The 20,594-nt window shown below is 60.1% G+C and carries 21 protein-coding genes, 1 tRNA gene and 1 pseudogene; 19 read left to right on the top strand and 4 right to left on the bottom strand.

The features are described from left to right. Window positions 1–63: 63 nt before the first annotated feature. Complete coding sequence (locus N2599_RS04135) at window positions 64–939, bottom strand: MurR/RpiR family transcriptional regulator (protein WP_027507447.1); 876 nt, start codon at window positions 937–939, stop codon at window positions 64–66. A gap of 208 nt (window positions 940–1,147) precedes the next feature. On the opposite strand from N2599_RS04135, the gene N2599_RS04140 reads away from it, so the two are divergent. The 6 genes from N2599_RS04140 to N2599_RS04165 all read left to right on the top strand — a co-directional run bounded on the left by N2599_RS04140 (window position 1,148) and on the right by N2599_RS04165 (window position 6,193). Beyond that, the gene (locus tag N2599_RS04140; protein ID WP_027507446.1) at window positions 1,148–2,263 is read left to right on the top strand and encodes a Gfo/Idh/MocA family protein; all 1,116 of its coding nucleotides are present in this window, start codon (window positions 1,148–1,150) and stop codon (window positions 2,261–2,263) included. A gap of 88 nt (window positions 2,264–2,351) precedes the next feature. Then, on the top strand, window positions 2,352–3,569 hold the full coding sequence (locus N2599_RS04145) for an NAD(P)/FAD-dependent oxidoreductase (protein ID WP_027507445.1): 1,218 nt from the start codon (window positions 2,352–2,354) through the stop codon (window positions 3,567–3,569). An 82-nt stretch (window positions 3,570–3,651) separates the two neighbouring features. Further along, window positions 3,652–3,742: transfer RNA gene (locus N2599_RS04150), tRNA-Ser, on the top strand. Between the two features lie 192 nt (window positions 3,743–3,934). Further along, the gene (locus N2599_RS04155; protein WP_027507444.1) at window positions 3,935–4,189 is read left to right on the top strand and encodes a ribbon-helix-helix domain-containing protein; all 255 of its coding nucleotides are present in this window, start codon (window positions 3,935–3,937) and stop codon (window positions 4,187–4,189) included. A 78-nt stretch (window positions 4,190–4,267) separates the two neighbouring features. Beyond that, a complete protein-coding gene (locus N2599_RS04160) occupies window positions 4,268–4,498 on the top strand; it encodes a type II toxin-antitoxin system RelE/ParE family toxin (protein ID WP_198521649.1) in 231 nt (76 codons plus the stop codon). Between the two features lie 597 nt (window positions 4,499–5,095). Then, window positions 5,096–6,193: a porin gene (locus N2599_RS04165; RefSeq protein WP_027507443.1), complete on the top strand. Its 1,098-nt coding sequence runs from the start codon at window positions 5,096–5,098 to the stop codon at window positions 6,191–6,193. A gap of 94 nt (window positions 6,194–6,287) precedes the next feature. Here the strand turns inward: N2599_RS04165 and N2599_RS04170 are convergent, their stop codons facing one another. Beyond that, entirely contained in the window at window positions 6,288–7,172 is an 885-nt protein-coding gene (locus N2599_RS04170; protein ID WP_027507442.1) for an alpha/beta fold hydrolase, read from the bottom strand. A 59-nt stretch (window positions 7,173–7,231) separates the two neighbouring features. Beyond that, entirely contained in the window at window positions 7,232–9,307 is a 2,076-nt protein-coding gene (locus N2599_RS04175; protein ID WP_027507441.1) for a lytic transglycosylase domain-containing protein, read from the bottom strand. A gap of 215 nt (window positions 9,308–9,522) precedes the next feature. Between N2599_RS04175 and dapA the strand changes: the two genes are divergently transcribed. The 3 genes from dapA (at window position 9,523) to N2599_RS04190 (ending at window position 11,423) form a co-directional block, all read left to right on the top strand. Next, window positions 9,523–10,407, top strand: coding sequence for a 4-hydroxy-tetrahydrodipicolinate synthase (dapA, locus tag N2599_RS04180; RefSeq protein WP_027507440.1), 885 nt, complete (start codon window positions 9,523–9,525; stop codon window positions 10,405–10,407). 116 nt (window positions 10,408–10,523) lie between these two features. Continuing rightward, window positions 10,524–11,003, top strand: coding sequence for an SsrA-binding protein SmpB (gene smpB, locus N2599_RS04185; RefSeq protein WP_027507439.1), 480 nt, complete (start codon window positions 10,524–10,526; stop codon window positions 11,001–11,003). Between the two features lie 3 nt (window positions 11,004–11,006). Further along, on the top strand, window positions 11,007–11,423 hold the full coding sequence (locus tag N2599_RS04190) for a DUF3830 family protein (RefSeq protein WP_027507438.1): 417 nt from the start codon (window positions 11,007–11,009) through the stop codon (window positions 11,421–11,423). Between the two features lie 3 nt (window positions 11,424–11,426). Here the strand turns inward: N2599_RS04190 and N2599_RS04195 are convergent, their stop codons facing one another. Then, window positions 11,427–12,008 carry a LabA-like NYN domain-containing protein gene (locus tag N2599_RS04195; RefSeq protein WP_022714635.1) on the bottom strand — a complete coding sequence of 194 codons (582 nt, stop codon included), beginning with the start codon at window positions 12,006–12,008 and terminating at the stop codon, window positions 11,427–11,429. 296 nt (window positions 12,009–12,304) lie between these two features. Between N2599_RS04195 and rpoZ the strand changes: the two genes are divergently transcribed. The 10 genes and pseudogenes from rpoZ to recO all read left to right on the top strand — a co-directional run bounded on the left by rpoZ (window position 12,305) and on the right by recO (window position 20,536). Then, a complete protein-coding gene (rpoZ, locus tag N2599_RS04200; RefSeq protein ID WP_027507437.1) occupies window positions 12,305–12,709 on the top strand; it encodes a DNA-directed RNA polymerase subunit omega in 405 nt (134 codons plus the stop codon). 120 nt (window positions 12,710–12,829) lie between these two features. Continuing rightward, the gene (locus tag N2599_RS04205; RefSeq protein WP_027507436.1) at window positions 12,830–15,043 is read left to right on the top strand and encodes a RelA/SpoT family protein; all 2,214 of its coding nucleotides are present in this window, start codon (window positions 12,830–12,832) and stop codon (window positions 15,041–15,043) included. 165 nt (window positions 15,044–15,208) lie between these two features. After that, complete coding sequence (locus N2599_RS04210) at window positions 15,209–15,358, top strand: DUF3563 family protein (RefSeq protein WP_084606358.1); 150 nt, start codon at window positions 15,209–15,211, stop codon at window positions 15,356–15,358. A 143-nt stretch (window positions 15,359–15,501) separates the two neighbouring features. After that, window positions 15,502–16,092, top strand: coding sequence for a DUF2062 domain-containing protein (locus N2599_RS04215; protein ID WP_027507434.1), 591 nt, complete (start codon window positions 15,502–15,504; stop codon window positions 16,090–16,092). Window positions 16,093–16,117: 25 nt separating this feature from the next. Further along, window positions 16,118–16,522: a holo-ACP synthase gene (gene acpS, locus N2599_RS04220; protein WP_027507433.1), complete on the top strand. Its 405-nt coding sequence runs from the start codon at window positions 16,118–16,120 to the stop codon at window positions 16,520–16,522. Between the two features lie 114 nt (window positions 16,523–16,636). Next, window positions 16,637–17,380: a signal peptidase I gene (gene lepB / locus N2599_RS04225; protein WP_027507432.1), complete on the top strand. Its 744-nt coding sequence runs from the start codon at window positions 16,637–16,639 to the stop codon at window positions 17,378–17,380. Beyond that, window positions 17,377–18,096: a ribonuclease III gene (gene rnc / locus N2599_RS04230; protein WP_027507431.1), complete on the top strand. Its 720-nt coding sequence runs from the start codon at window positions 17,377–17,379 to the stop codon at window positions 18,094–18,096. The genes lepB and rnc overlap by 4 nt, the downstream gene beginning before the upstream one ends. Before the next feature lie 8 nt (window positions 18,097–18,104). Further along, on the top strand, window positions 18,105–19,046 hold the full coding sequence (gene era / locus N2599_RS04235; protein ID WP_027507430.1) for a GTPase Era: 942 nt from the start codon (window positions 18,105–18,107) through the stop codon (window positions 19,044–19,046). Between the two features lie 232 nt (window positions 19,047–19,278). Then, window positions 19,279–19,704: pseudogene (locus tag N2599_RS04240) on the top strand (response regulator); the annotation flags it as partial. Between the two features lie 55 nt (window positions 19,705–19,759). Beyond that, window positions 19,760–20,536, top strand: coding sequence for a DNA repair protein RecO (recO, locus tag N2599_RS04245; RefSeq protein ID WP_027507428.1), 777 nt, complete (start codon window positions 19,760–19,762; stop codon window positions 20,534–20,536). Window positions 20,537–20,594 lie beyond the last annotated feature (58 nt).

Consider the following 20,594-nt stretch of genomic DNA (forward strand, 5'->3'; position numbering starts at 1 on the left):
ATTGCCGCCTGCAAATTTTGAATAATGAAACATTAGTTCCGTATTTTTGTCAATTCGGAATGTTTATTCCATTTTCTCTTTTGAGGTTTTCGGGTGGTGAAACTTGCGTCGGCGCTCGGCGATCGCCACAGGCAGCGCCATCGCCAGCGCCATGGAGGCGGAAAGCGAGCGGAAGCCGGCAAAGTCAGCTTCGGCAACTTCGAACCAGCAGGCAGCGCAGGCCGCAAGCGGCGAGAAAGCCGAATCGGTGATCGCGACGACCGGCACGCCGCGATCAGCCAGCCCTTCGGCCTGACTGAGGCTATCGGCAGCATAAGGTGAGAAGCTGGCCGCGATTGCCGCATCCTTCGGCGTTGCGAACTGTACCATCTCCGGATCGACCCCGTTCGGTGAGGCCACGATCTGGTGGCGGATGCCGAGTTTCGAAAAGGCATAGGTCATATGCGCCGTCAGCGGGTAGGAGCGGCGTTTCGCTATAAGATATATGGTATCCGCCGCAGCCAAGATGTCGACGGCCCGGGTGAATGTTTCCGTCCCGACCGTCGCCGCCATGCGGTTGATGGACTGGGTGGCCGCGGCGATGAACCCTGAAAGCAGATTGGCGTCCTCGCCGGCGCCGCCGGATTGCTCCAGCGTGGCGAGGCGCTCCTCATAGCTCAGCGTCCTGTCGCGCAGCCGCTCGCGGAAAATGCTCTGGAGATCGGAGAAGCCCTCATAGCCGAGGTGATGCGCAAGTCGCACCAGCGTCGACGGCTGAACATCCGAAGCAGCAGCAATGCTTGCCGTTGTGCCGAAGGCGATCTCGTCGGGATGGCTGAGCGCAAAGGCAGCGACCTGCGCCAGCCGCTTCGGCATGCTTGCCTTGCGCTCGATGATCGTGCTGCGCAGGCTTTCGAAATCGCGGGGCACGCGCACGAATCTCTTGGGGTCGTTATCCATGCAGGCGGTCCAGAAGATGAAACAAATATTCCATATTCAAAAGCATAAATGATTTCGCTTTTCGATCCTAACTGTTTTTAATCCCGTGGAATTGAAGGGTTTTGAACAGTGTTCGGCGTTGCCTGGCGCAGATGACGCAGCCATGCCGGCTTGTCAAAACGGTCCAAATATTCCAAAAATCGCCACGGACATGGAGGAGGTGGTGGAAATGAAGCCAATTGGCATCGGTTTGATCGGCACCGGTTATATGGGCAAGTGCCACGCGCTGGCCTGGAATGCGGTGAAAACTGTCTTCGGTGATGTCGAGCGCCCAAGGCTCGTGCACCTCGCCGAAGCCAATGCGGACCTCGCAAAATCGCGCGCCGCCGAATTCGGGTTCGAAAAGGCGGCGGCCGATTGGAAAGCGCTGATTGCCGATCCGGAGGTCGACGTCGTCTCCGTTACTACACCGAACCAGTTCCATGCCGAAATGGCGATTGCGGCGCTCGAAGCCGTAAAGCATGTCTGGTGCGAAAAGCCGATGGCGCCCGCTTTTGCCGAAGCCGAGCAGATGCTGAAAGCGGCAAAGGCCTCCGGCAAAGTCGCCGTGCTCGGCTACAATTATATCCAGAACCCGGTGATGCGGCACATCAAGACGCTGATCGGCGAGGGCGCGATCGGCACCGTCAACCACATCCGCGTTGAGATGGACGAGGATTTCATGGCCGACCCGGACGGCGTCTTCTATTGGAAGAGCGAACTGTCTTCCGGTTACGGCGCGCTTGACGATTTCGCCGTGCATCCGCTGTCGCTGCTCTGGTATCTTTTTGGCCACGTCGAGGCCGTCATTACAGATATGGTGAAGCCTTATGCCGACCGCCCCACGAAGGAGGGAGGTCGCCGTGCTGTCGAGAATCACGATGGCGCGAACGTTCTGATGCGACTTGGCGGCGGCATTTCCGCCGTGTTGATGGCAAACCGTGCCGCCTGGGGCCGCAAGGGCCGCATCGCACTGCAGATATTCGGCTCGAAAGGCTCAATCGCATACGATCAGGAACGCATGAACGAATTCGAGCTCTACCAGGCCGAAGGCCGTGGCACGGAGCAGGGTTTCCGCAAGATCCTCGCGGCGCCCGCACACCAGCCCTACGACCGCTTCATTCCCGCACCCGGCCATGGCCTCGGCTTCAACGACCTGAAGATCATCGAATGCCGCGAACTGATCCGCGCCATTTCCGGCGCCCCGTCGTCCTTGGTGACATTCGAAGACGGTCTCAGGATAGAGAAGTCTGTTCACGCCATGGCACAGTCGTTCCACGAGCGCCGCTGGATCGAGATCGGCTGACGGGCAAGATCGGCTTCCTGTTGACGGCGCCAGGGGCGGGGGGTACCTCTCGCCTTTATATAATGACGCTGCTTCTGGGAGTGGGATCGTGACGGACAGACTGGTAATCATCGGCGCGGGGCAGGCTGGTTTCGCGATGGCCGCAAAGCTGCGCGCGCTACAGGACACCCGGCCGATCACAATCATCGGCGCCGAGGACGTTCTGCCCTACCAGCGTCCGCCCCTTTCGAAGAAATATTTGCTCGGCGAGATGACCTTCGATCGCCTGCTGTTCCGCCCGGAACACTGGTATCCGGACAACAATGTCGAAATCCGTCTCGCGACCTGGGTCGAGCAGATCGATCGCGACAAGAAGCAGGTGGCGCTGCAGGATGGCTCGATTCTTGACTACGGCACGCTGGCGCTGACCACGGGTTCGACGCCGCGCAAGCTGCCGGCAGCCGTCGGCGGCGACCTTAACGGCGTCTATGTCGCCCGCGACAAGCGCGATGCGGACCTTCTGGCCGACGAGATGCGCCCCGGCCGGCGCGTCCTTATTATAGGCGGCGGCTATATCGGTCTCGAGGCGGCAGCCGTCGCGCGCCATCGCGGCCTCGAAGTGACCGTCATCGAAATGGCCGACCGCATCTTGCAGCGTGTCGCCGCCAAGGAGACGGCCGACATCATCCGCGCGATCCACGAGAGCCATGACGTGGTGATCCGCGAAAAGACCGGGCTCAAGCGTCTCGTCGGCAGGGACGGACATGTTTGCGGCGCCGAGCTCTCCGACGACTCAGTGATCGACATTGACTTCGTCATCGTCGGCATTGGCGTCGTGCCGAACGACCAGTTGGCCAAGGAAGCCGGCCTCGACGTTGCGAACGGCATCCTCGTCGACGAATTCGCCCGCACCTCGGACCCTTCGATCTTTGCCGCCGGCGATTGCGCCGTGCAGCCCTGGCACGATGGGCAGATAAGGCTCGAATCGGTGCAGAACGCCGTCGACCAGGCCGACGCCGCCGCCGCGGTCATCGCCGGCGGTCATGTGCCCTATGAGCCGAAGCCGTGGTTCTGGTCCGATCAGTATGACGTGAAGCTGCAGATCGCCGGCTTCAACCTCGGCTACGACGAAACCCTCCTTCGCCCCGGCGCCCGCGAAGGCGCCCATTCCATCTGGTATTTCCGGAACGGCCAGTTCATCGCCGTCGACGCGATCAACGACGCGAAAGCCTATGTGACGGGCAAGAAGCTGCTGGAATCGGGAATCAATCCCGACAAGGCCGTGCTGGCGGACGCCGCCGCCGATCTTAAGCAGTTGCTGGTCTGAGATCGCAGCATCGTTTTCTCTCGGGCGGAAGCCGAAAAAGCGCTTGCTTCACCTGTCGAATGACTCTATCAGGGCTCCCACCGGAGAGGTGGCCGAGTGGTCGAAGGCGCTCCCCTGCTAAGGGAGTATACGTCAAAAGCGTATCGAGGGTTCGAATCCCTTCCTCTCCGCCACCACCCCCATTGTCCGACCCGGAGACATCGGTAACAGATCGTACCTAAGACATGGGTGACAGCCTCGTGCCGAACGGGTTGTCGATGCTTCCTACAAAGCCGGTGATGAGGGCGCGGGGTAGGCAGCCCATTCGTGCTTCGCGTGTTCATTTTAGTTTATATTGAAGACAGAAAGCATGCGAGGATGCCGCCATGTCCCGTACAACGACGATGACGGTCCGTCTCCGCGGAGCACTCAGCGACTTCGTTGCCGCCAATGTCGGCGAGACGGGCTCCTACGAAAATGTCAGCGAGTACATTCGTGACCTGATCCGCCGCGACAAGGAACGGGCGGACAAAGAAGCATTCGATCGGCTGAAAGCGGAATTGACTCATGCCTTCGCCGCCCCCGAGTCCGCCTACCATCCGCTCTCGGCGGCCGACGTCATCGCGCGCAACGCGACATAGTCAAGAATGGCGCCCGTCCGCATCCAGCAGGCGGCGTCTCACCGTCTGGACGAAATCTACCAGTACATGGGGTGCTGAGTGGCCGACCGCTATCTCACCGGCCTGTTCGCAGCTTTCGACAGAATAGAAACGCACGAGGTGCTGTCAGGCCCGGTTCCCGCGGAGTTCGGAGTCGATGGCTATGTCTTTCGCTACGAAAGGCATTTCGTCTATTGGCGACGGCTCAGCAACGGCGACATCGGTATCGTGACGATCCTGCATCAGCGCATGCACCAGATCGAGCGATTTCGAGAGGATTTCGGATTGTGATGAAGTGATGCCGCAACAGCGGAAAATTGCGAAGCCACAATTCACGCTGAAGTTCCCATGGACGTCATGCGGCTACGCAGGATCGTACATCGTCCCGGCAATGCGCTTGCCGTGAAACCGAATTCATCCGCGATCAGAATCGCGTGCGAAGAATCAATCCTTGCTAGGCAGTGATTCGTGCGGTGAAGCATCGTCAATTCGGGTGCCCCCTCATCCATGCCCGCATTGCGGGGCCGTCGTAAACGCCGCCGAATCCGACCGGAAATTGGTATCAATGCGGCACAGGAGGCGTCGTGCCACATATGTGAGGCGATGCTAAACCCCTGCAAAACCGGCAGTTTCTTAACAAACCATAAAGAAATGCGGCGGCGCCTGCCCAACTTGTGGCCTTTCAGCAACAGGACGCCGGTAAGGCGGATGCAAATACCACAAAGGCGTAAGTTGGTGATTGCGTGAGAGGCGCGGTCTTGTATTTTCAACTTCGGAAGCGAGGGCGGTTGATCGTCCGACTTCTTGAAACATGGGGATGGGGCAGGGAACGCTGCTCTAACGGCGAAAAATCCCAGACCCGATCGAAACTTTGAATTGGAGGTCACTATGACAATCAAGAGCCTTCTTCTCGGCTCCGCTGCTGCTCTCGCAGTAGTTTCCGGCGCCCAGGCTGCCGACGCCATCGTCGCTGCCGAGCCGGAGCCGGTTGAATACGTCCGCGTCTGCGACGCTTACGGCACTGGTTATTTCTACATCCCAGGCACCGAAACCTGCCTCAAGATCCAGGGTTACATCCGCTTCCAGGTTGACTGGTCCGCTGGTGACGTTGCTGACCAGATTTACGGCGGCGAAGACTGGTCTGCCCGTACTCGCGGTCAGGTTGCCTTCACGGCCAAGAGCGACACCGAATACGGTCCGCTGACAGGTGTTATCGTCTATCAGGCGAACTTCCGCCCGAACGGCGTTGCCAACAGCCAGGACGATCAGAACGACACGATCATCGATGAAGCTTACATCGACATCGCCGGCTTCCGCGTTGGTAAGTTCGTCAACTGGTGGGATGCTGACTTCTCCGGTGAAACCGAATCCATCAACAACAACACCAACTTCAACGCGATCCGTTACCAGTACGACTCTGGCGACTTCTACGCCGGTATCGCTGTTGAAGAGCTGACACGCACCGATGACGACGACACCCGTTCGATTGGCGGTGTTGTTGTGGGGACGGACTTCCCCTCTAATGGTGGTAACAACGTCGGTATCGACGCTGCTGTTGGCGGCAAGTTCGGTGCCATCAGCTGGGAACTTCTCGGCGGTTACGACATCGACCGTGAAGATGGCGCCATCCGTGGCATCATCTATGCAGACATCGGCCCGGGCACGTTCGGTCTTGCCGGTGTATGGGCAAGCGGTGTGTCGGACTACTACGCCAACGGCGAATGGGCAATCGCTGCTCAGTACGCTGTCAAGGCAACCGACAAGTTCACTATCACCCCGGCTGTTCAGTACACCAACAACATCGAGTCCGACGATGAAGGCGAATTCGACGGCGGCAGCGAATGGCGCGCTGGTGTCACGCTCGACTACGAAATCGTTGAGAACCTCTCCACGAAGGTCACTGTCAACTACGTCGCCGAGGATTTCGACGATGCTGAAGACGTTGACGGCGTAACGGGCTTCTTCCGCCTGCAGCGTTCGTTCTAATCTGACCATCGGTCAAATCGGGAAGCCCGGCTTTCGAGCCGGGCTTTTTGCGCTGTGGATGTTCGCATCCGGCGGCTCGGAGGCGGCTTTGCCGTCAGAGATCTTGGAGAAAACGACGGATTTCCGCTTCCACATCATCGCGGTGCAGCAGCGGTACGTGTCCCTGATGTCTTGCAATGAGTTGCCGTGCTGCCGGATGCCGCCTCAGCATCTCTTCGACCGTTGCCTTTGACAGCAGCTTCGAGTTCTCGCCGCGGATAATCAAAAGCGGTATCTCCGCCATTGCGTCGAACTGTTTCCAGAGATCCGGCACCGGCTTGCTGAAGTCGGCGGCGATCATCGCCTCTGCGATCGCCGGATCGAAATCCGCGGCCAATCCATCGCCAGTCTCGCGATAGATCGCGTGAGCCATGCCGCGCCAATCGTCGGCGGAAAGAGCGGGAAATTCCGCTTCGTGCAGTTCGCGAAGCAATCTGGTCGCCTCATCCCAGTCGCGGGGTTTTGGCGGATTTGCGAGATAGTTCTGAATATGCCGAAGCCCTTCCGGTTCGAGCACGGGGCCGACATCGTTCAGGACGACGCATGCCAGCAATTCCAGCTTCATCTCGGCGACCAGATGAAGGATCAGCCCGCCGCGCGAGGTGCCGATGAAGGCTGCGCGTTGAATGCCGAAGGCGGCGCAGGCGGTCAGGACGTCGTTCGCCTCCACGGCGAGATTGTAATTCTGCTTGTTCTCATCCCACGCCGAGCGGCCGCGTCCGCGGGAGTCGAGCGCGAGCACGCGCCTGGGGCGCTCCGGATCCTTCGAGAGCGTCAGCGCGAGCTGATGAAAATCGCGGGAATTGCGCGTCAGACCGGAAAGGCAGATCACCGGCGGGGAAGCCGAATTCCCGGCGCCATAGTCGCGGGCGTAGAGCTTGAGGCCGTCGGCCGATAGGTATGTCTTTTCCTCGAAGCCGTCAGTGGTGCTTGAAAACATTGCGATTTCCCAATTGAGACTTGGGAAATCTAGCCCGCTTCAGGAGATAAGCAAATCGATCAGGATGAAGATCGTCCGCCGATCAGGTCGCGCTCGATATCCGGCGTCTGCCCGAGCCGCGCCTTGTAGACCTCGTAATTCTCCATCACGCGCTGCACGTAGTTGCGCGTCTCGGGGAAGGGGATGCGCTCGATCCAGTCGATGATCTCGTTGATGGATTTGCCGCGCGGGTCGCCGTAGCGGCTGATCCATTCGGGCACGCGCTTCGGTCCGGCATTGTAGGCGATGAAGGTCAGGATGTAGGAGCCGCCGAAGGCGTCGATTTGTTCGCCGAGATAATGCGCGCCGAGCGTGGCGTTGTAGCCGGCGTCCGCCGTCAGCTTGTCGGCGGAATAGGTAATGTTGTGGCGCTTGGCGACGGCCTTGGCGGTCCCGGGCAAAAGCTGCAGGAGGCCGCGGGCGTTTGCGGCCGAGACGGCGGCGGGGTTGAAGGCGCTCTCCTGCCGGGCGATCGCATAGGCAAGTGCCTTGCCGGAGCCGGAGATATTCGCGTTCGAGGGGATGACGCCTACAGGAAAGGCAAGTGCGGCGACATCCATGCCGCGCGAATAGGCGATCTTGCCGACCTGGAGCGACAGGTGATGGTCGCCGGAGCGTTCGGCCTGCGCCGTCAGGATCGCAAGTTCGCCGGCGCTTTGCAGCTGCTCGGCGAGCGCCAGGTAAAGGCTGGCCGCGCGCCAGCCGTGGCCAGCGGCCTCAAGCCGTGAAATCGCCTGCACCGCCTCGCGGGACTGGAGGCGTTGCCGGTCTTCGGCGCTCGGCGACGGATAGGAGACGTTAAGCGTCTTGCGGCCCAGCCTCTCGGCCGCGAGCTGGCCGTAGAAAGTGCTCGGGAAGTTTGCTGCCTTTGCGTAGAATTCGCTGGATTTGCCAGGCCCGCCCGCTTCGGCCGCGCGACCCAGCCAATACCAGGCCCGCGAAACGGAGATCGGACCGTTCGAAACTTGCAGAATCTTGCGGAAATGCGTCTCGGCCGTTGCCGGATCCTGCAGTCCGCGCAGCGCGTACCAGCCGGCATGGAATTCGGCTTCGACGATGTCCGTCGGGTTCGTCGCGACATGGTTGGCGACAATGCGGTAGGCTTCCTTGAACTGGCCCTGGTCGACGAGGCCGCGGCTGACGATACGCTGCTCGTTCCACCATTCGCCGGAATTGACCAGCGCGTCGCGCACGGAGGGCATCTGACCCAGAAGCTTGGCGGCTTCGACATATTTGTCTTGCTTGCGCAGATATTCGATGCGGGCGAAGAGATAGCCCGGATCCTTCGACCACTTGCTGTCGACTCCATTCAGAAGCGCGCCGGCATTGGCAGCCTTGCCTGCGACTGCCGACCACGCCTTGTGGAGAGACTGCGCCTGGCCCATGTCGCCGAAGCGTTTGGCCTGTGCCGTCCGGCCGCGATACATCAGATATTCCATCCGCGCCTTGTGGTCGGCCGCACCAAGCAGAGCGGAGAACTCCGTCAGGATCTTGTCTTCCGTCTCCTTGTCCAGCGCTTCGCTGCGCCAGACCTTGCGGATATATTTCTCGGCCTGCGCCTGCTTGCCCGCAGAAACCAGTGCGCGCGAAAGGATCATCGCGCCCGGGGTCGTTTCCGGTGCGGTATCGCCGAAGGCCGCAAGGACCGCTGCCGGGTCCGGATTTTCGTCGTAGAGCGCGCGCTCGGAATTCGCGCGCAGCTTGGAAAGCCCCGGCCAGCCCTTGAGTTCCTGTGCGGCGCCGGCAATCTCGTAGGAAGGCACGCCCTTGATGCCAGAAACGGCGATCGCCCATGTCAGGATATGCCGGTCGAGCGTCCCCTTGCCCATGCCGTTGCGGATCGAGATGGCCTGCTGCGGATTCTTGTCGGAAAGCGCGTCTAATCCGGCCTTCAAGCTGCCGCTCACGGGCGCGACGGTCGTGCTGCGCGGAATGGCGCCGGTCATGATCGATTCCGGCACGGAGGTTTGCGGCACGAAGCCGAGTGGCTTTACTCCGGGTGCTGGAGTGCCCGCTTCAGGCAGCGGCGCGGCGACGCTGCTCCACGCGGCGGCCGCAAGGCCGAGGGCGGAGAAGATCAACACAGCTCTTTTCATCCGGGATACTCGCGAGGAAAATATGCCTTGAGTTTCGCAACAGGCCTCTTAATGAAACCTTACCGAAACCGGTAAAATTCGTTCACATTTGATGTCGGAATTTGCCCTAAACCGATCTATGCGCGCTTGTCGCGGCGATTTCGCCGCTTTATGGTGCGCAACCTATATTCAAGGAATGCGGCTGAAGCGTGGATATCAGCCGTGAGGAGTTGCGCATGTTCCAGGGATCCATTCCCGCCCTCGTCACCCCCTTCACTGATGCCGGACTGGTGGATGAAGCCTCCTTCGCCGCCCATGTCGATTGGCAGATCAGGGAAGGCAGCAGCGGTCTCGTTCCGGTCGGCACGACCGGCGAGTCTCCGACGCTCTCGCATGCCGAGCACAAACGGGTCGTGGAAATCTGCATCGAAGCGGCGGCCAAGCGTGTGCCGGTCATGGCAGGCGCAGGCTCGAACAATACGCGCGAGGCGATCGAGCTTGCCCAGCACGCCGAGAAGGCCGGTGCTGATGCCGTGCTCGTCGTCACGCCTTACTACAACAAGCCGACGCAGAAAGGCTTGATCGCGCATTTCTCGGCCGTCGCCGAGGCCGTCAGGCTGCCGATCTATATCTACAACATTCCCGGCCGCTCGGTGGTCGACATGACGCCGGAAACGATGGGCGCGCTTGCCAAGGCGCATTCGAACATCGTGGGTGTCAAGGATGCGACCGGCAAGATCGAGCGCGTCTCCGAACAGCGCATCACCTGCGGCAAGGATTTTCGCCAGCTCTCTGGCGAGGATGCGACGGCCCTCGGCTTCAACGCCCATGGCGGCGTCGGCTGCATTTCGGTGACGGCGAACGTCGCACCACGTCTTTGTGCCGAGTTCCAGGCGGCGACGCTTGCGGGCGATTACACGAAGGCGCTCGAATACCAGGACCGCCTGATGCCGCTGCACAAGGCGATCTTCCTAGAGCCCGGCCTCTGCGGCGCGAAATACGGCCTCCATAAACTCGAACGCATGAGCCGCAACGTGCGCTCCCCGCTCATCTCCACGCTAGAGCCGGCGACGGAAGCGGCAATCGACGCCGCCATGCGCCACGCCGGTTTGCTGAACTGAGCGGAGCGTGAAGGCGGGCGGCGTCCGTCTTCACAAGTTCCGGCTGTTTCCCTACATAAGGGCAGGAAATGAGGGCGCGGTTTTGCGCGCGCCCCTGCAAGGAATTGGAATAAATCATGGCCCCCAGAGGCAGCGAGCGCGTCGTCAAGAAGGTCGTGGCCGAAAACCGCAAGGCCCGCTTCAACTACGAAATCATCGATACGTATGAGGCCGGGATCGTCTTGAAGGGCACCGAGGTCAAGTCGCTGCGCGAAGGAAAGGCCAATATCGCCGAATCTTACGCGTCGGATGAAGGCGGCGAGATCTGGCTGATCAATTCCTATCTGCCGGAATACCTGCAGGCCAACCGCTTCAATCACGAGCCGCGCCGCCGCCGTAAGCTGCTGCTGTCGAGTCGCGAGATTAACAGGCTGCGCGCTGGCATCAACCGTGAAGGCATGACCCTGATCCCGTTGAAGATCTATTTCAACGACCGCGGCCGGGCGAAGATGGAACTGGCGCTCGCCAAGGGCAAGAAGCTGCATGACAAGCGCGAGTCCGAGAAGGAACGCGATTGGAATAGGCAGAAGAGCCGCCTGCTGAAGGACAATCGTTGACCGATGCGAAGGTTGAAGATTTTGGTCGCGTCGCATGTCTTCGTGGCGAAGCTGGAGATTGAGAGGGCGCCGAAGACCTGCGCGGCGTTCACGTCGCTGCTGCCTTTTCGAAATCAGACCATCCATTCGCGCTGGAGCGGGGAGGCGGTCTGGGTGCCGCTCGGCGATTATCAGTTCGGCGTGGATTTCGAAAACCACACCCGCCATCCGTCGCGCGGCGATATCCTGCTTTATCCGGGCGGACACAGCGAGACGGAACTGCTCTTTGCCTATGGCAGCTCGTCATTTGCGAGCAAGATGGGCGCCCTTGCCGGCAATCATTTCCTGACGATCGTCGAAGGCCGCGAGCAGCTCGCGGATATGGGCAACCTGGTGCTCTGGAAGGGCGCCCAGCCGATCCTGTTCGAGGCTTTGGATTGAGGATTACTCCTCGAAGTCGCTCGCCGGGGCGATCTCGACAGGCTTCTGCGGGCGTTCGGACGGGTCGCGGCCGATCTCGCTTTTCAGCGACAGCAGATCGATAAAGTGATCCGCCTGGCGGCGCAGGTCGTCGGCAATCATTGGCGGTTGGGTGGCCATCGTGGAGATGATCGACACCTTGCGGCCCTTGCGCTGAAGGGCTTCCACCAGAGTCGTAAAATCGCCGTCTCCGGAGAAGATGACCAAGTGGTCGACGGTTTCGGATTGCTCCATGGCGTCGATCGCCAGTTCGATATCCATGTTGCCCTTGATCTTCCGGCGGCCCATGGAGTCGGTGAACTCCTTGGCAGGCTTGGTGACGACCTTGTAGCCGTTGTAGTCGAGCCAGTCGATCAGCGGGCGGATGGAGGAATATTCCTGGTCCTCGATCAGCGCGGTGTAATAGTAGGCGCGCAGCAGGTATCCGCGTTTCTGGAATGCTTTCAGAAGCTTGCGATAGTCGATATCGAAGCCAAGGCTCTTGGATGCAGCGTAGAGGTTGGCGCCGTCTATGAAGAGTGCAATTTTTTCGCGTGGGTCGAACATCGCTTGCCAATCCAATTAGAGTAATCCAAAATTTCTTCGGTCAAAATTCCATAAAAACAATGGCTTAATCAAACGAAGAAAGAATAATTCTTAATTTATGAATTATTCATATAAAGGAGATTTAGGGCACGATTCGGCATATTCCAAGCAACTAACGGTGGAATTGTCACATTCCTCCGAAAATTTTAGCAGGACGGCGCATAAACGGCGGGGCCGTGCACGAAAAACTTGAATTCGCCGGCTTTTAATTGTATCGGGCATGCTAATCCCGAAATCACGACCGTAAAGGACAGGCAATGGCCCGTGTCACAGTTGAAGATTGCATCGACAAAGTTGAGAACCGCTTCGAGCTGGTTCTACTTGCCAGCCACCGCGCCCGGCTGATTTCCCAGGGTGCCTCGATCACCATCGATCGTGACAACGACAAGAACCCCGTCGTGGCGCTGCGTGAAATCGCCGACGAGACGCTGTCTCCCGACGATCTGAAGGAAGACCTGATCCACTCGCTGCAGAAGCACGTCGAAGTCGACGAGCCTGAGCCTGATCCGGCCAGCCTTATTGCCGCTGGCGGCGCTGCTGCTGCGGACGGCGAGGAGCAGGACGATCAGCCCGAGACGGTCACTTTCGATCAGATGTCGGAAGAAGAGCTCCTTGCCGGTATCGAAGGCCTCGTGCCGCCGGAAAAGAGCGACGACTACTAAGAAGTCGCGGGACGATTACCAATCGTCAATCTTGCGCCTTTAGTGCTAAGGCATATTATTGCCTGTGCGTGCGCCAATCGGTGATTGGCGCGCTTTTGTTTTTATTGGAGTAGTTCCGGGATGATGCGGCAGTACGAGCTCGTGGAGCGGGTGCAGAAATACAAGCCCGACGCCAATGAAGCTCTGCTGAACAAAGCCTATGTCTATGCCATGCAGAAGCATGGACAGCAGAAGCGTGCCAGTGGCGATCCCTATATCTCGCATCCGCTCGAAGTCGCCGCGATCCTGACGGACATGCATCTCGACGAGTCGACCATCGCCGTCGCCCTGCTGCATGACACGATCGAGGATACGACGGCGACGCGTGCCGAAATCGATGAGCTCTTCGGCGAGGATATCGGCCGGCTGGTCGAGGGCCTGACGAAGATCAAGAAGCTCGATCTTGTCACCAAGAAAGCCAAGCAAGCGGAGAACCTGCGTAAGCTGCTACTCGCGATCTCCGACGATGTGCGCGTGCTGCTCGTCAAGCTGGCCGACCGCCTGCACAATATGCGCACTCTCGACCATATGACGGCGGACAAGCGCGCCCGCATCTCCGAGGAGACGATGGAGATCTATGCGCCGCTCGCGGGCCGCATGGGTATGCAGGACATGCGCGATGAGCTGGAGGAACTCTCCTTCCGCCACATCAATCCGGAGGCCTACGAAACCGTCACCAAGCGTCTGCAGGAACTCTCGCAGCGCAATGAGGGCCTGGTCAAGAAGATCGAAACGGAATTGCATGACCTGCTGGTGGCCAACGGCCTGACGACTGCCAAGGTCAAAGGGCGCCAGAAGAAGCCTTATTCGGTTTTCCGCAAGATGCAGTCGAAGTCGCTCTCCTTTGAGCAGCTTTCGGATGTCTACGGTTTCCGTATCCTCGTCGAAGACGTTCCAGCCTGTTATCGCGCGCTCGGCATCGTCCATATGCGGTGGCGCGTCGTGCCTGGCCGCTTCAAGGATTACATCTCGACGCCGAAGCAGAACGACTACCGCTCGCTGCACACGACGATCGTCGGACCGTCCAGCCAGCGCATCGAGCTGCAGATCCGCACCAAGCGCATGCATGAGATCGCCGAATACGGCATCGCTGCGCATGCGCTTTACAAGGACGGTGCGACCAATACCGAGGGCGACCTTCTCTCGCGCGAATCCAATGCCTATTCATGGCTCCGCCACACGATCGAGGCGCTTGCCGAAGGCGACAGCCCCGAAGAATTCCTCGAACACACCAAGCTTGAGCTGTTTCAGGACCAGGTCTTCTGCTTCACGCCGAAGGGAAAGCTGATCGCCCTGCCGCGCGGCGCAACGCCGATCGACTTCGCCTATGCCGTCCATACCAATATCGGTGACACCACCGTCGGCGCCAAGATCAACGGCCGCATCATGCCGCTGGTGACGCGGCTTGCAAACGGCGACGAGGTCGAGATCATCCGCTCCGGTGTGCAGGTGCCGCCAGCCGCCTGGGAAGAGATCGTCGTGACCGGCAAGGCGCGCGCGGCCATCCGCCGCGCCACGCGCCTGGCGATCCGCAAGCAATATGCCGGTCTCGGCCATCGCATTCTGGAGCGCACTTTTGAGCGGGCGGGAAAGATATTTTCCCGGGACGCGATGAAGCCGGCGCTGCACCGCCTCGGCCAGAAGGATGTCGAAGACGCGATCGCCGCCGTCGGCCGGGGTGAGATGTCGTCGCTCGATGTGCTGCGCGCCGTCTATCCCGACCATCAGGATGAGCGCGTTACCGTCAAGCCGAGTGGCGATGACGGTTGGTTCAATGTCCGCAGTGCCTCCGGCATGATCTTCAAGGTGCCGGACAAGGCCAAGACGGAGGCGGAGACTGATGCCGATATGGGCCCGATCCGCGGCATTTCCGGCAATATCGCCGTGCAGTTCGCGCCGGCGGGCGCCGTGCCCGGCGATCGCATCGTCGGCATCATGGAGAAGGCGAAGGGTATCACCATCTACCCGATCCAGTCGTCCGCACTGCAGCGTTTCGATGATCAGCCCGATCGCTGGATCGATGTGCGCTGGGATCTTGACGAGGCCAACAAGTCGCGCTTCATGGCGCGCGTGCTCATCAACGCTTTGAACGAGCCGGGCACGCTGGCCAAGGTGGCGCAGTCCGTTGCCGGCCTTGACGTGAATATCCGTTCCCTGAACACGGTGCGCGTCGCCGCGGACTTCACTGAAATGGCGGTCGATGTCGAAGTCTGGGATCTCCGCCAGCTCAACCAGCTGCTGGCCCAGCTGAAGGATCTGGATTGCATTGCGACGGTAAGGCGCCTCTACGACTGAGGCGTCTGCACATTTTATGATCGCTTTATTGCAGAATTCGCGCGCCAGAAAGGCGAGGCGTGCATCCTCTGCATGGCTGCACCTATATTAGAGCGTTGGTAATTGTGCACTGCAGCACCTATCTTCGGATCATCAGAGAATGAACGAAAGAAAAGAGCCAACGCTATGTTTACTCCGATCAAGAAAATCGCCCGCGCTCTTCGCGCTCCGAGCGTACAGGAACGTGAAATGGCATACCTCAACGGTTCGTATGACCGTATCGATCTTGAATACCGTCAGCGTCAGGTCGACCGGGGCCTGTTCCGTAGCCGTTGATTGCGGGTCTATACTTCCAAGGACGCGAAAGGGCGCCATGCATGACGCGCGCCCTTTGGTGGAGAGCTCCGACGGCGGCTGAGGCGAGCCCCGTGAGTTTACCGCTCTTGTCATGGCGACGTGCGTTGCACTAAATAGCCGCCATGCTGTTTCGCCGCAGAAAATCTGCAGGATTTTACGAAAGGATGCGGGCACTCTTCTGGCCCCGCAAAGGCTTTCTGCGTCCGCTGCGCTATTTGAAGATGCGCATTCTTCGCCTGACGGCTCCGCCACACGCCGTGGCAATGGGCGTTGCTGCCGGCGTCTTCGTATCCTGGACGCCGTTCATCGGCGTGCATTTCATCATGGCCTTCGTGCTCGCCTATGTCCTTTCCGGAAACATGGTGGCGGCGGCACTCGGTACGGCAGCCTTCGGCAACCCCCTCACTTATCCCTTCATCTGGGCGGCGACTTGGGAAATAGGTCATCGGCTTCTCATGCGCGAAAATGCGATGACCGGGCAGTCCGTCGATCTGACGGAGCTTTTTCATAAGCTCCGTTTCACCGAGCTCTGGAAGCCGGTGCTGGAGCCCATGCTCGTCGGCGCCATTCCTCCGGCCGTCATCATCTCCGTTGTGCTTTATGTCCTGACGTTTTACACCGTGAAGGGCTTTCAGGTCCGCCGCCGCGAGAGGCTGATGGAGCGGGCGCGCCGTCGCCTTGCCCATCCCGCGCAGGATATTCCGACCGTATGATTTCGTTTCGACAGGGAGGCATCGCATGATCATCGGCATTGGCAGCGATCTCATCGACATCCGCCGCGTCGAAAAGTCGCTCGAGCGCTTCGGCGAGCGCTTCACCCATCGTTGCTTCACGGAGATCGAGCGGGCGCGTTCCGACCGCCGCGCCAACCGCGCCGAATCCTATGCGAAGCGTTTCGCCGCCAAGGAAGCCTGCTCGAAGGCGCTCGGAACGGGCATGGCGCAGGGCGTTTTCTGGAAGGATCTAGGCGTCGTCAATCTGCCGAGCGGCAAGCCGACGATGCAGCTGACGGGCGGTGCCGCCGTCGTGCTTCAGTCCATGCTGCCCACCGGGCACAAGGCAATGGTCCATTTGACGATCACCGATGATTACCCGCTTGCTCAGGCATTCGTGATCATTGAAGCCCTGCCGGAAAGCGCATGAGGAACAGCGTGCCGTCGCTTTTAATGTTCGCGGCATTGCCGCCACCGGCCGAAGCCGCTAGAGAGAAGCAAATAGAGAATACGCCGCTGCGGCGCCCTTAAGGAACAAGACTGCGTGTCCGAAAAAGCCGAAACCAAGCCGAACGCCCTTTGGGAAAATATTAAAGTCATTATTCAGGCATTGTTGCTGGCGATGGTGATCCGGACGGTCTTCTTCCAGCCGTTCACCATTCCCTCTGGCTCGATGATGCCGACCCTGCTCGTCGGGGATTACATCTTCGTCAACAAGTTCGCTTACGGCTATTCGAAATACTCGCTGCCTTTTTCGCCGAACCTTTTCAGCGGCCGCATCTTCGGCTCCGAGCCGAATCGCGGCGATATCGTGGTCTTCCGCTTCCCGCCGAACCCGGACATCGATTACATCAAGCGCGTCGTCGGCCTGCCGGGCGATCACATCCAGGTGACGGATGGCGTGCTTCATATCAACGGCAAGCCGGTTCCGAAGGTGACGGACGGCGCCTTTACTTCGGATTACAAGCTCGATCCGGGCGAAGACGTGCCGGTATTCCGCGAAACGCTCGACAACGGCAAGACTTACGACACGCTCGACCAGTCGCCCGTTTCGCGTGGCGACAACACGCAGGACTTCGTCGTGCCGGAAGGCCATTACTTCATGATGGGCGACAACCGCGACAATTCCCTCGACAGCCGTTTCGACGTCGGCTTCGTTCCTGCGGAAAACCTTGTCGGCCGCGCCAGCGTCATCTTCTTCTCGCTTGGCAACGACACATCGTTCCGCGAAATCTGGAAATGGCCGGCCAACATGCGGTGGGACCGCCTCTTCAAGGTTGTTGAATGAGCAAAGTGCAGACGCTTTCGGCGGCGGACCGGATGAGGCTTGCGGCCTTGATCGGCCACGAGTTCGCCGAGAAGGAGCGCCTGGACCGGGCTTTGACGCATGCGAGCGCCCGCGCTCAGAAGGGCGGCAATTACGAACGCCTGGAATTCCTGGGCGACCGTGTGCTCGGCCTTTGCATCGCCGAACTGCTTTTCCGCACCTTCGGGACGGCCGGGGAAGGCGAACTGTCGGTGCGCCTGAACCAGCTCGTCAGCGCCGACACATGCGCGGAAGTGGCCGACGAGCTTGGCCTGCATCTCTTCATCCGCACAGGCGCCGACGTAAAGAAACTTACCGGCAAGCGCATGATGAACGTGCGCGCCGATGTAGTCGAAAGCTTGATCGCCGCGCTCTATCTCGACGGCGGCCTCGAAGTCGCCCGCAGCTTCATCCTGAAATACTGGGAGAAGCGGGCGGCCCGCGCCGATGGCGCAAAACGGGACGCCAAGACCGAGCTGCAGGAATGGTCTCACGCGAAATTCGGCGTCACGCCGCAATATCGGGTTGAAGAACGCACCGGGCCGGATCATGATCCGCGTTTTACGGTGACGGTGGAAGTCGCCGGCGTGAAGCCGGAAACGGGCGTCGAGCGCTCGAAGCGTGCGGCCGAACAGGTCGCCGCGACGAAGATGCTGGAACGCGAAGGCATTTGGCAGAAATCCTCTGCCGGAAATTGAACGGGACAATGACCGAAGAAAACGACATGGCGCATGAAGTCGCCCCTGAAACCAATGGCGAAACGCATTCCGGCTTCGTCGCCCTGATCGGCCCCACCAATGCCGGAAAATCGACGCTGGTGAACCGCCTTGTCGGCGCAAAGGTGTCGATCGTCAGCCATAAGGTGCAAACGACGCGCGCCATCGTCCGCGGCATTGCGATCCACAACAATGCGCAGATCGTCTTTATGGATACGCCCGGCATCTTCAAGCCGCGCCGCAGGCTGGACCGCGCCATGGTGACGTCGGCCTGGGGCGGCGCCAGGGATGCTGATCTCATCGTGCTGCTGATCGACAGCGAGCGCGGCCTGCGCGGCGACGCGGAAGCGATCTTGGAAGGGCTGAAGGAGGTGCGGCAGCCGAAGATACTCCTGCTCAACAAGATCGACCGCGTCAAGCGCGAGGACCTTCTGGCGCTGGCCGCCGCCGCAAACGAAAAGATCGCCTTCGACCGAACCTTCATGATCTCGGCGGAGAATGGCTCTGGCTGTGACGACCTCATGGATTACCTGGCAGAGACCTTGCCGGAGGGGCCGTGGTACTATCCGGAAGACCAGATTTCCGATCTGCCGATACGCCAGCTCGCGGCCGAAATCACCCGCGAAAAGCTCTTCCTGCGTCTGCACCAGGAGCTTCCTTATTCCTCCCACGTCGAAACGGAAAAGTGGGAAGAGCGCAAGGACGGCTCAGTGCGCATCGAACAGGTGATCTATGTCGAGCGCGACAGCCAGAAGAAGATCACGCTCGGCAAGGGCGGCGAGACGATCAAGGCGATCTCCTCGGCGTCCCGCAAGGAACTCGCCGAAATCCTCGAGCAGCCGGTCCACCTCTTTCTCTTCGTCAAGGTTCGCGAGAACTGGGGCGACGACCCGGAGCGATTCCGGGAAATGGGGCTCGACTTTCCGCGTTGACCGATTGAAAGAGGCCGCCGGCTTGGCCAAACGAAGCGACCGCCCATAAAATTTCTGCGGTCGCGTCTTTTTTGAATGCAAATCGGTCAAACTAAAAATAAGGTCAGTCTGCCACCTTTCCTCCGATTTTGCTGCCTATCGACAAAAATCGGAAAAGCGGCTCACTCAGGTCGCATGGCTATGGCCCGGCAGTCGGGTTATTTGGGGTACCAGAGGTAGAGATGCGGGTTAAGCAGGCGGTGTGCGCCGTACGCGGCGTTCAGCGAAGGGCGCGGAGATCATGAACGCAAGCCGTGTTCTGGTCCTTGAAGACAGTCTCATCATCGCGATGGAAGCGGAAGATATGCTCCGCGCCGTCGGCGTGAAGGCCATCGATATCGCAAGCGGCCTCGATCAGGCGATGGATGCCGTGAAGTCGGAAAACTATGATTTTGCGCTGCTCGACGTCAATCTGGGCGAGACGATGAGCTTCGGCTTTGCGCGGCATCTGAATGACACGGGCATTCCGTTCGGCTTCGTCAGCGGCTATTCCGATACGCAGGATTTCCCGCCGGACCTCCAGGACGTGCCGCTTCTCGTAAAGCCCTTCGACGAAAGCGCGATGCGCGAATTCCTCGAGAAGCTGTTTCCGACGGCCGAATTGGGCCCGGCTTCATGACATAAGGCCCGGCCTGCGTTAGGATTGATGCCCAGGGCTAAAGGTTCGTTTTCTGATGCAGTGGCAGGATCATGCAATCATTCTTGGCGTCAAACGCCACGGTGAGACCAGCGTCATCGCCGAGGTGATGACGCGTGCTCGCGGCCGGCATCTCGGCCTCGTGCGTTCCGGCCGCTCACGGGCGATGCAGCCGGTGCTTCAGCCCGGCAACGAGGTGGATGTCATCTGGCGCGCGCGCCTCGACGAGCACCTCGGCGAGTTCCGCGTCGAACCGCTGCGGTTGCGCGCCGCGCGTCTGATGGAGACGGCCACCGCTGTCTACGGCGTGCAGGCGATGGGAGCGCTTTTGCGGCTTCTGCCAGAGCGCGACCCGCATCCGCATCTTTACGATGCGCTCGAAGTCATCCTCGACAATCTCTACAATCCAGCGGATGCCGGCGAGCTCTTCGTCCGCTTCGAGCTTGCCGTGCTCAACGATCTCGGCTTCGGCCTTGATCTTGCCGAATGCGCCGCAACCGGTGCGCGGACCGATCTTGCCTACGTCTCGCCGAAATCCGGCCGGGCGGTCAGCCGGGCAGCCGGTGCCCCCTGGGCCGACAAGATGTTCGTGCTTCCGGCCTTTCTGCGCGCCGACGGCAATGATGCCGCAGACGTCGACAGTCTGAGCGCGGCCTTTCGGCTGACGGGCTTTTTCCTGCATCGCCATGTCTACGAGCCGCGCGGCATCGAACCGGCTGTAGCCCGCGAGGGGTTCATTCAGGCTGCCCTGAAGGCGCTCAATCCATCTCTCACGGCAGCCGTTCCTGCCGCGCCGGACGAACTCTCGGTCTGAGAGCCGTTTTTCACTGCTGAAAAACATGTTGCGGAATTGGCGGTTTATCCGGTCCGGC

The organism is Rhizobium sullae (genome assembly GCF_025200715.1).
Lineage (GTDB): Bacteria > Pseudomonadota > Alphaproteobacteria > Rhizobiales > Rhizobiaceae > Rhizobium > Rhizobium sullae.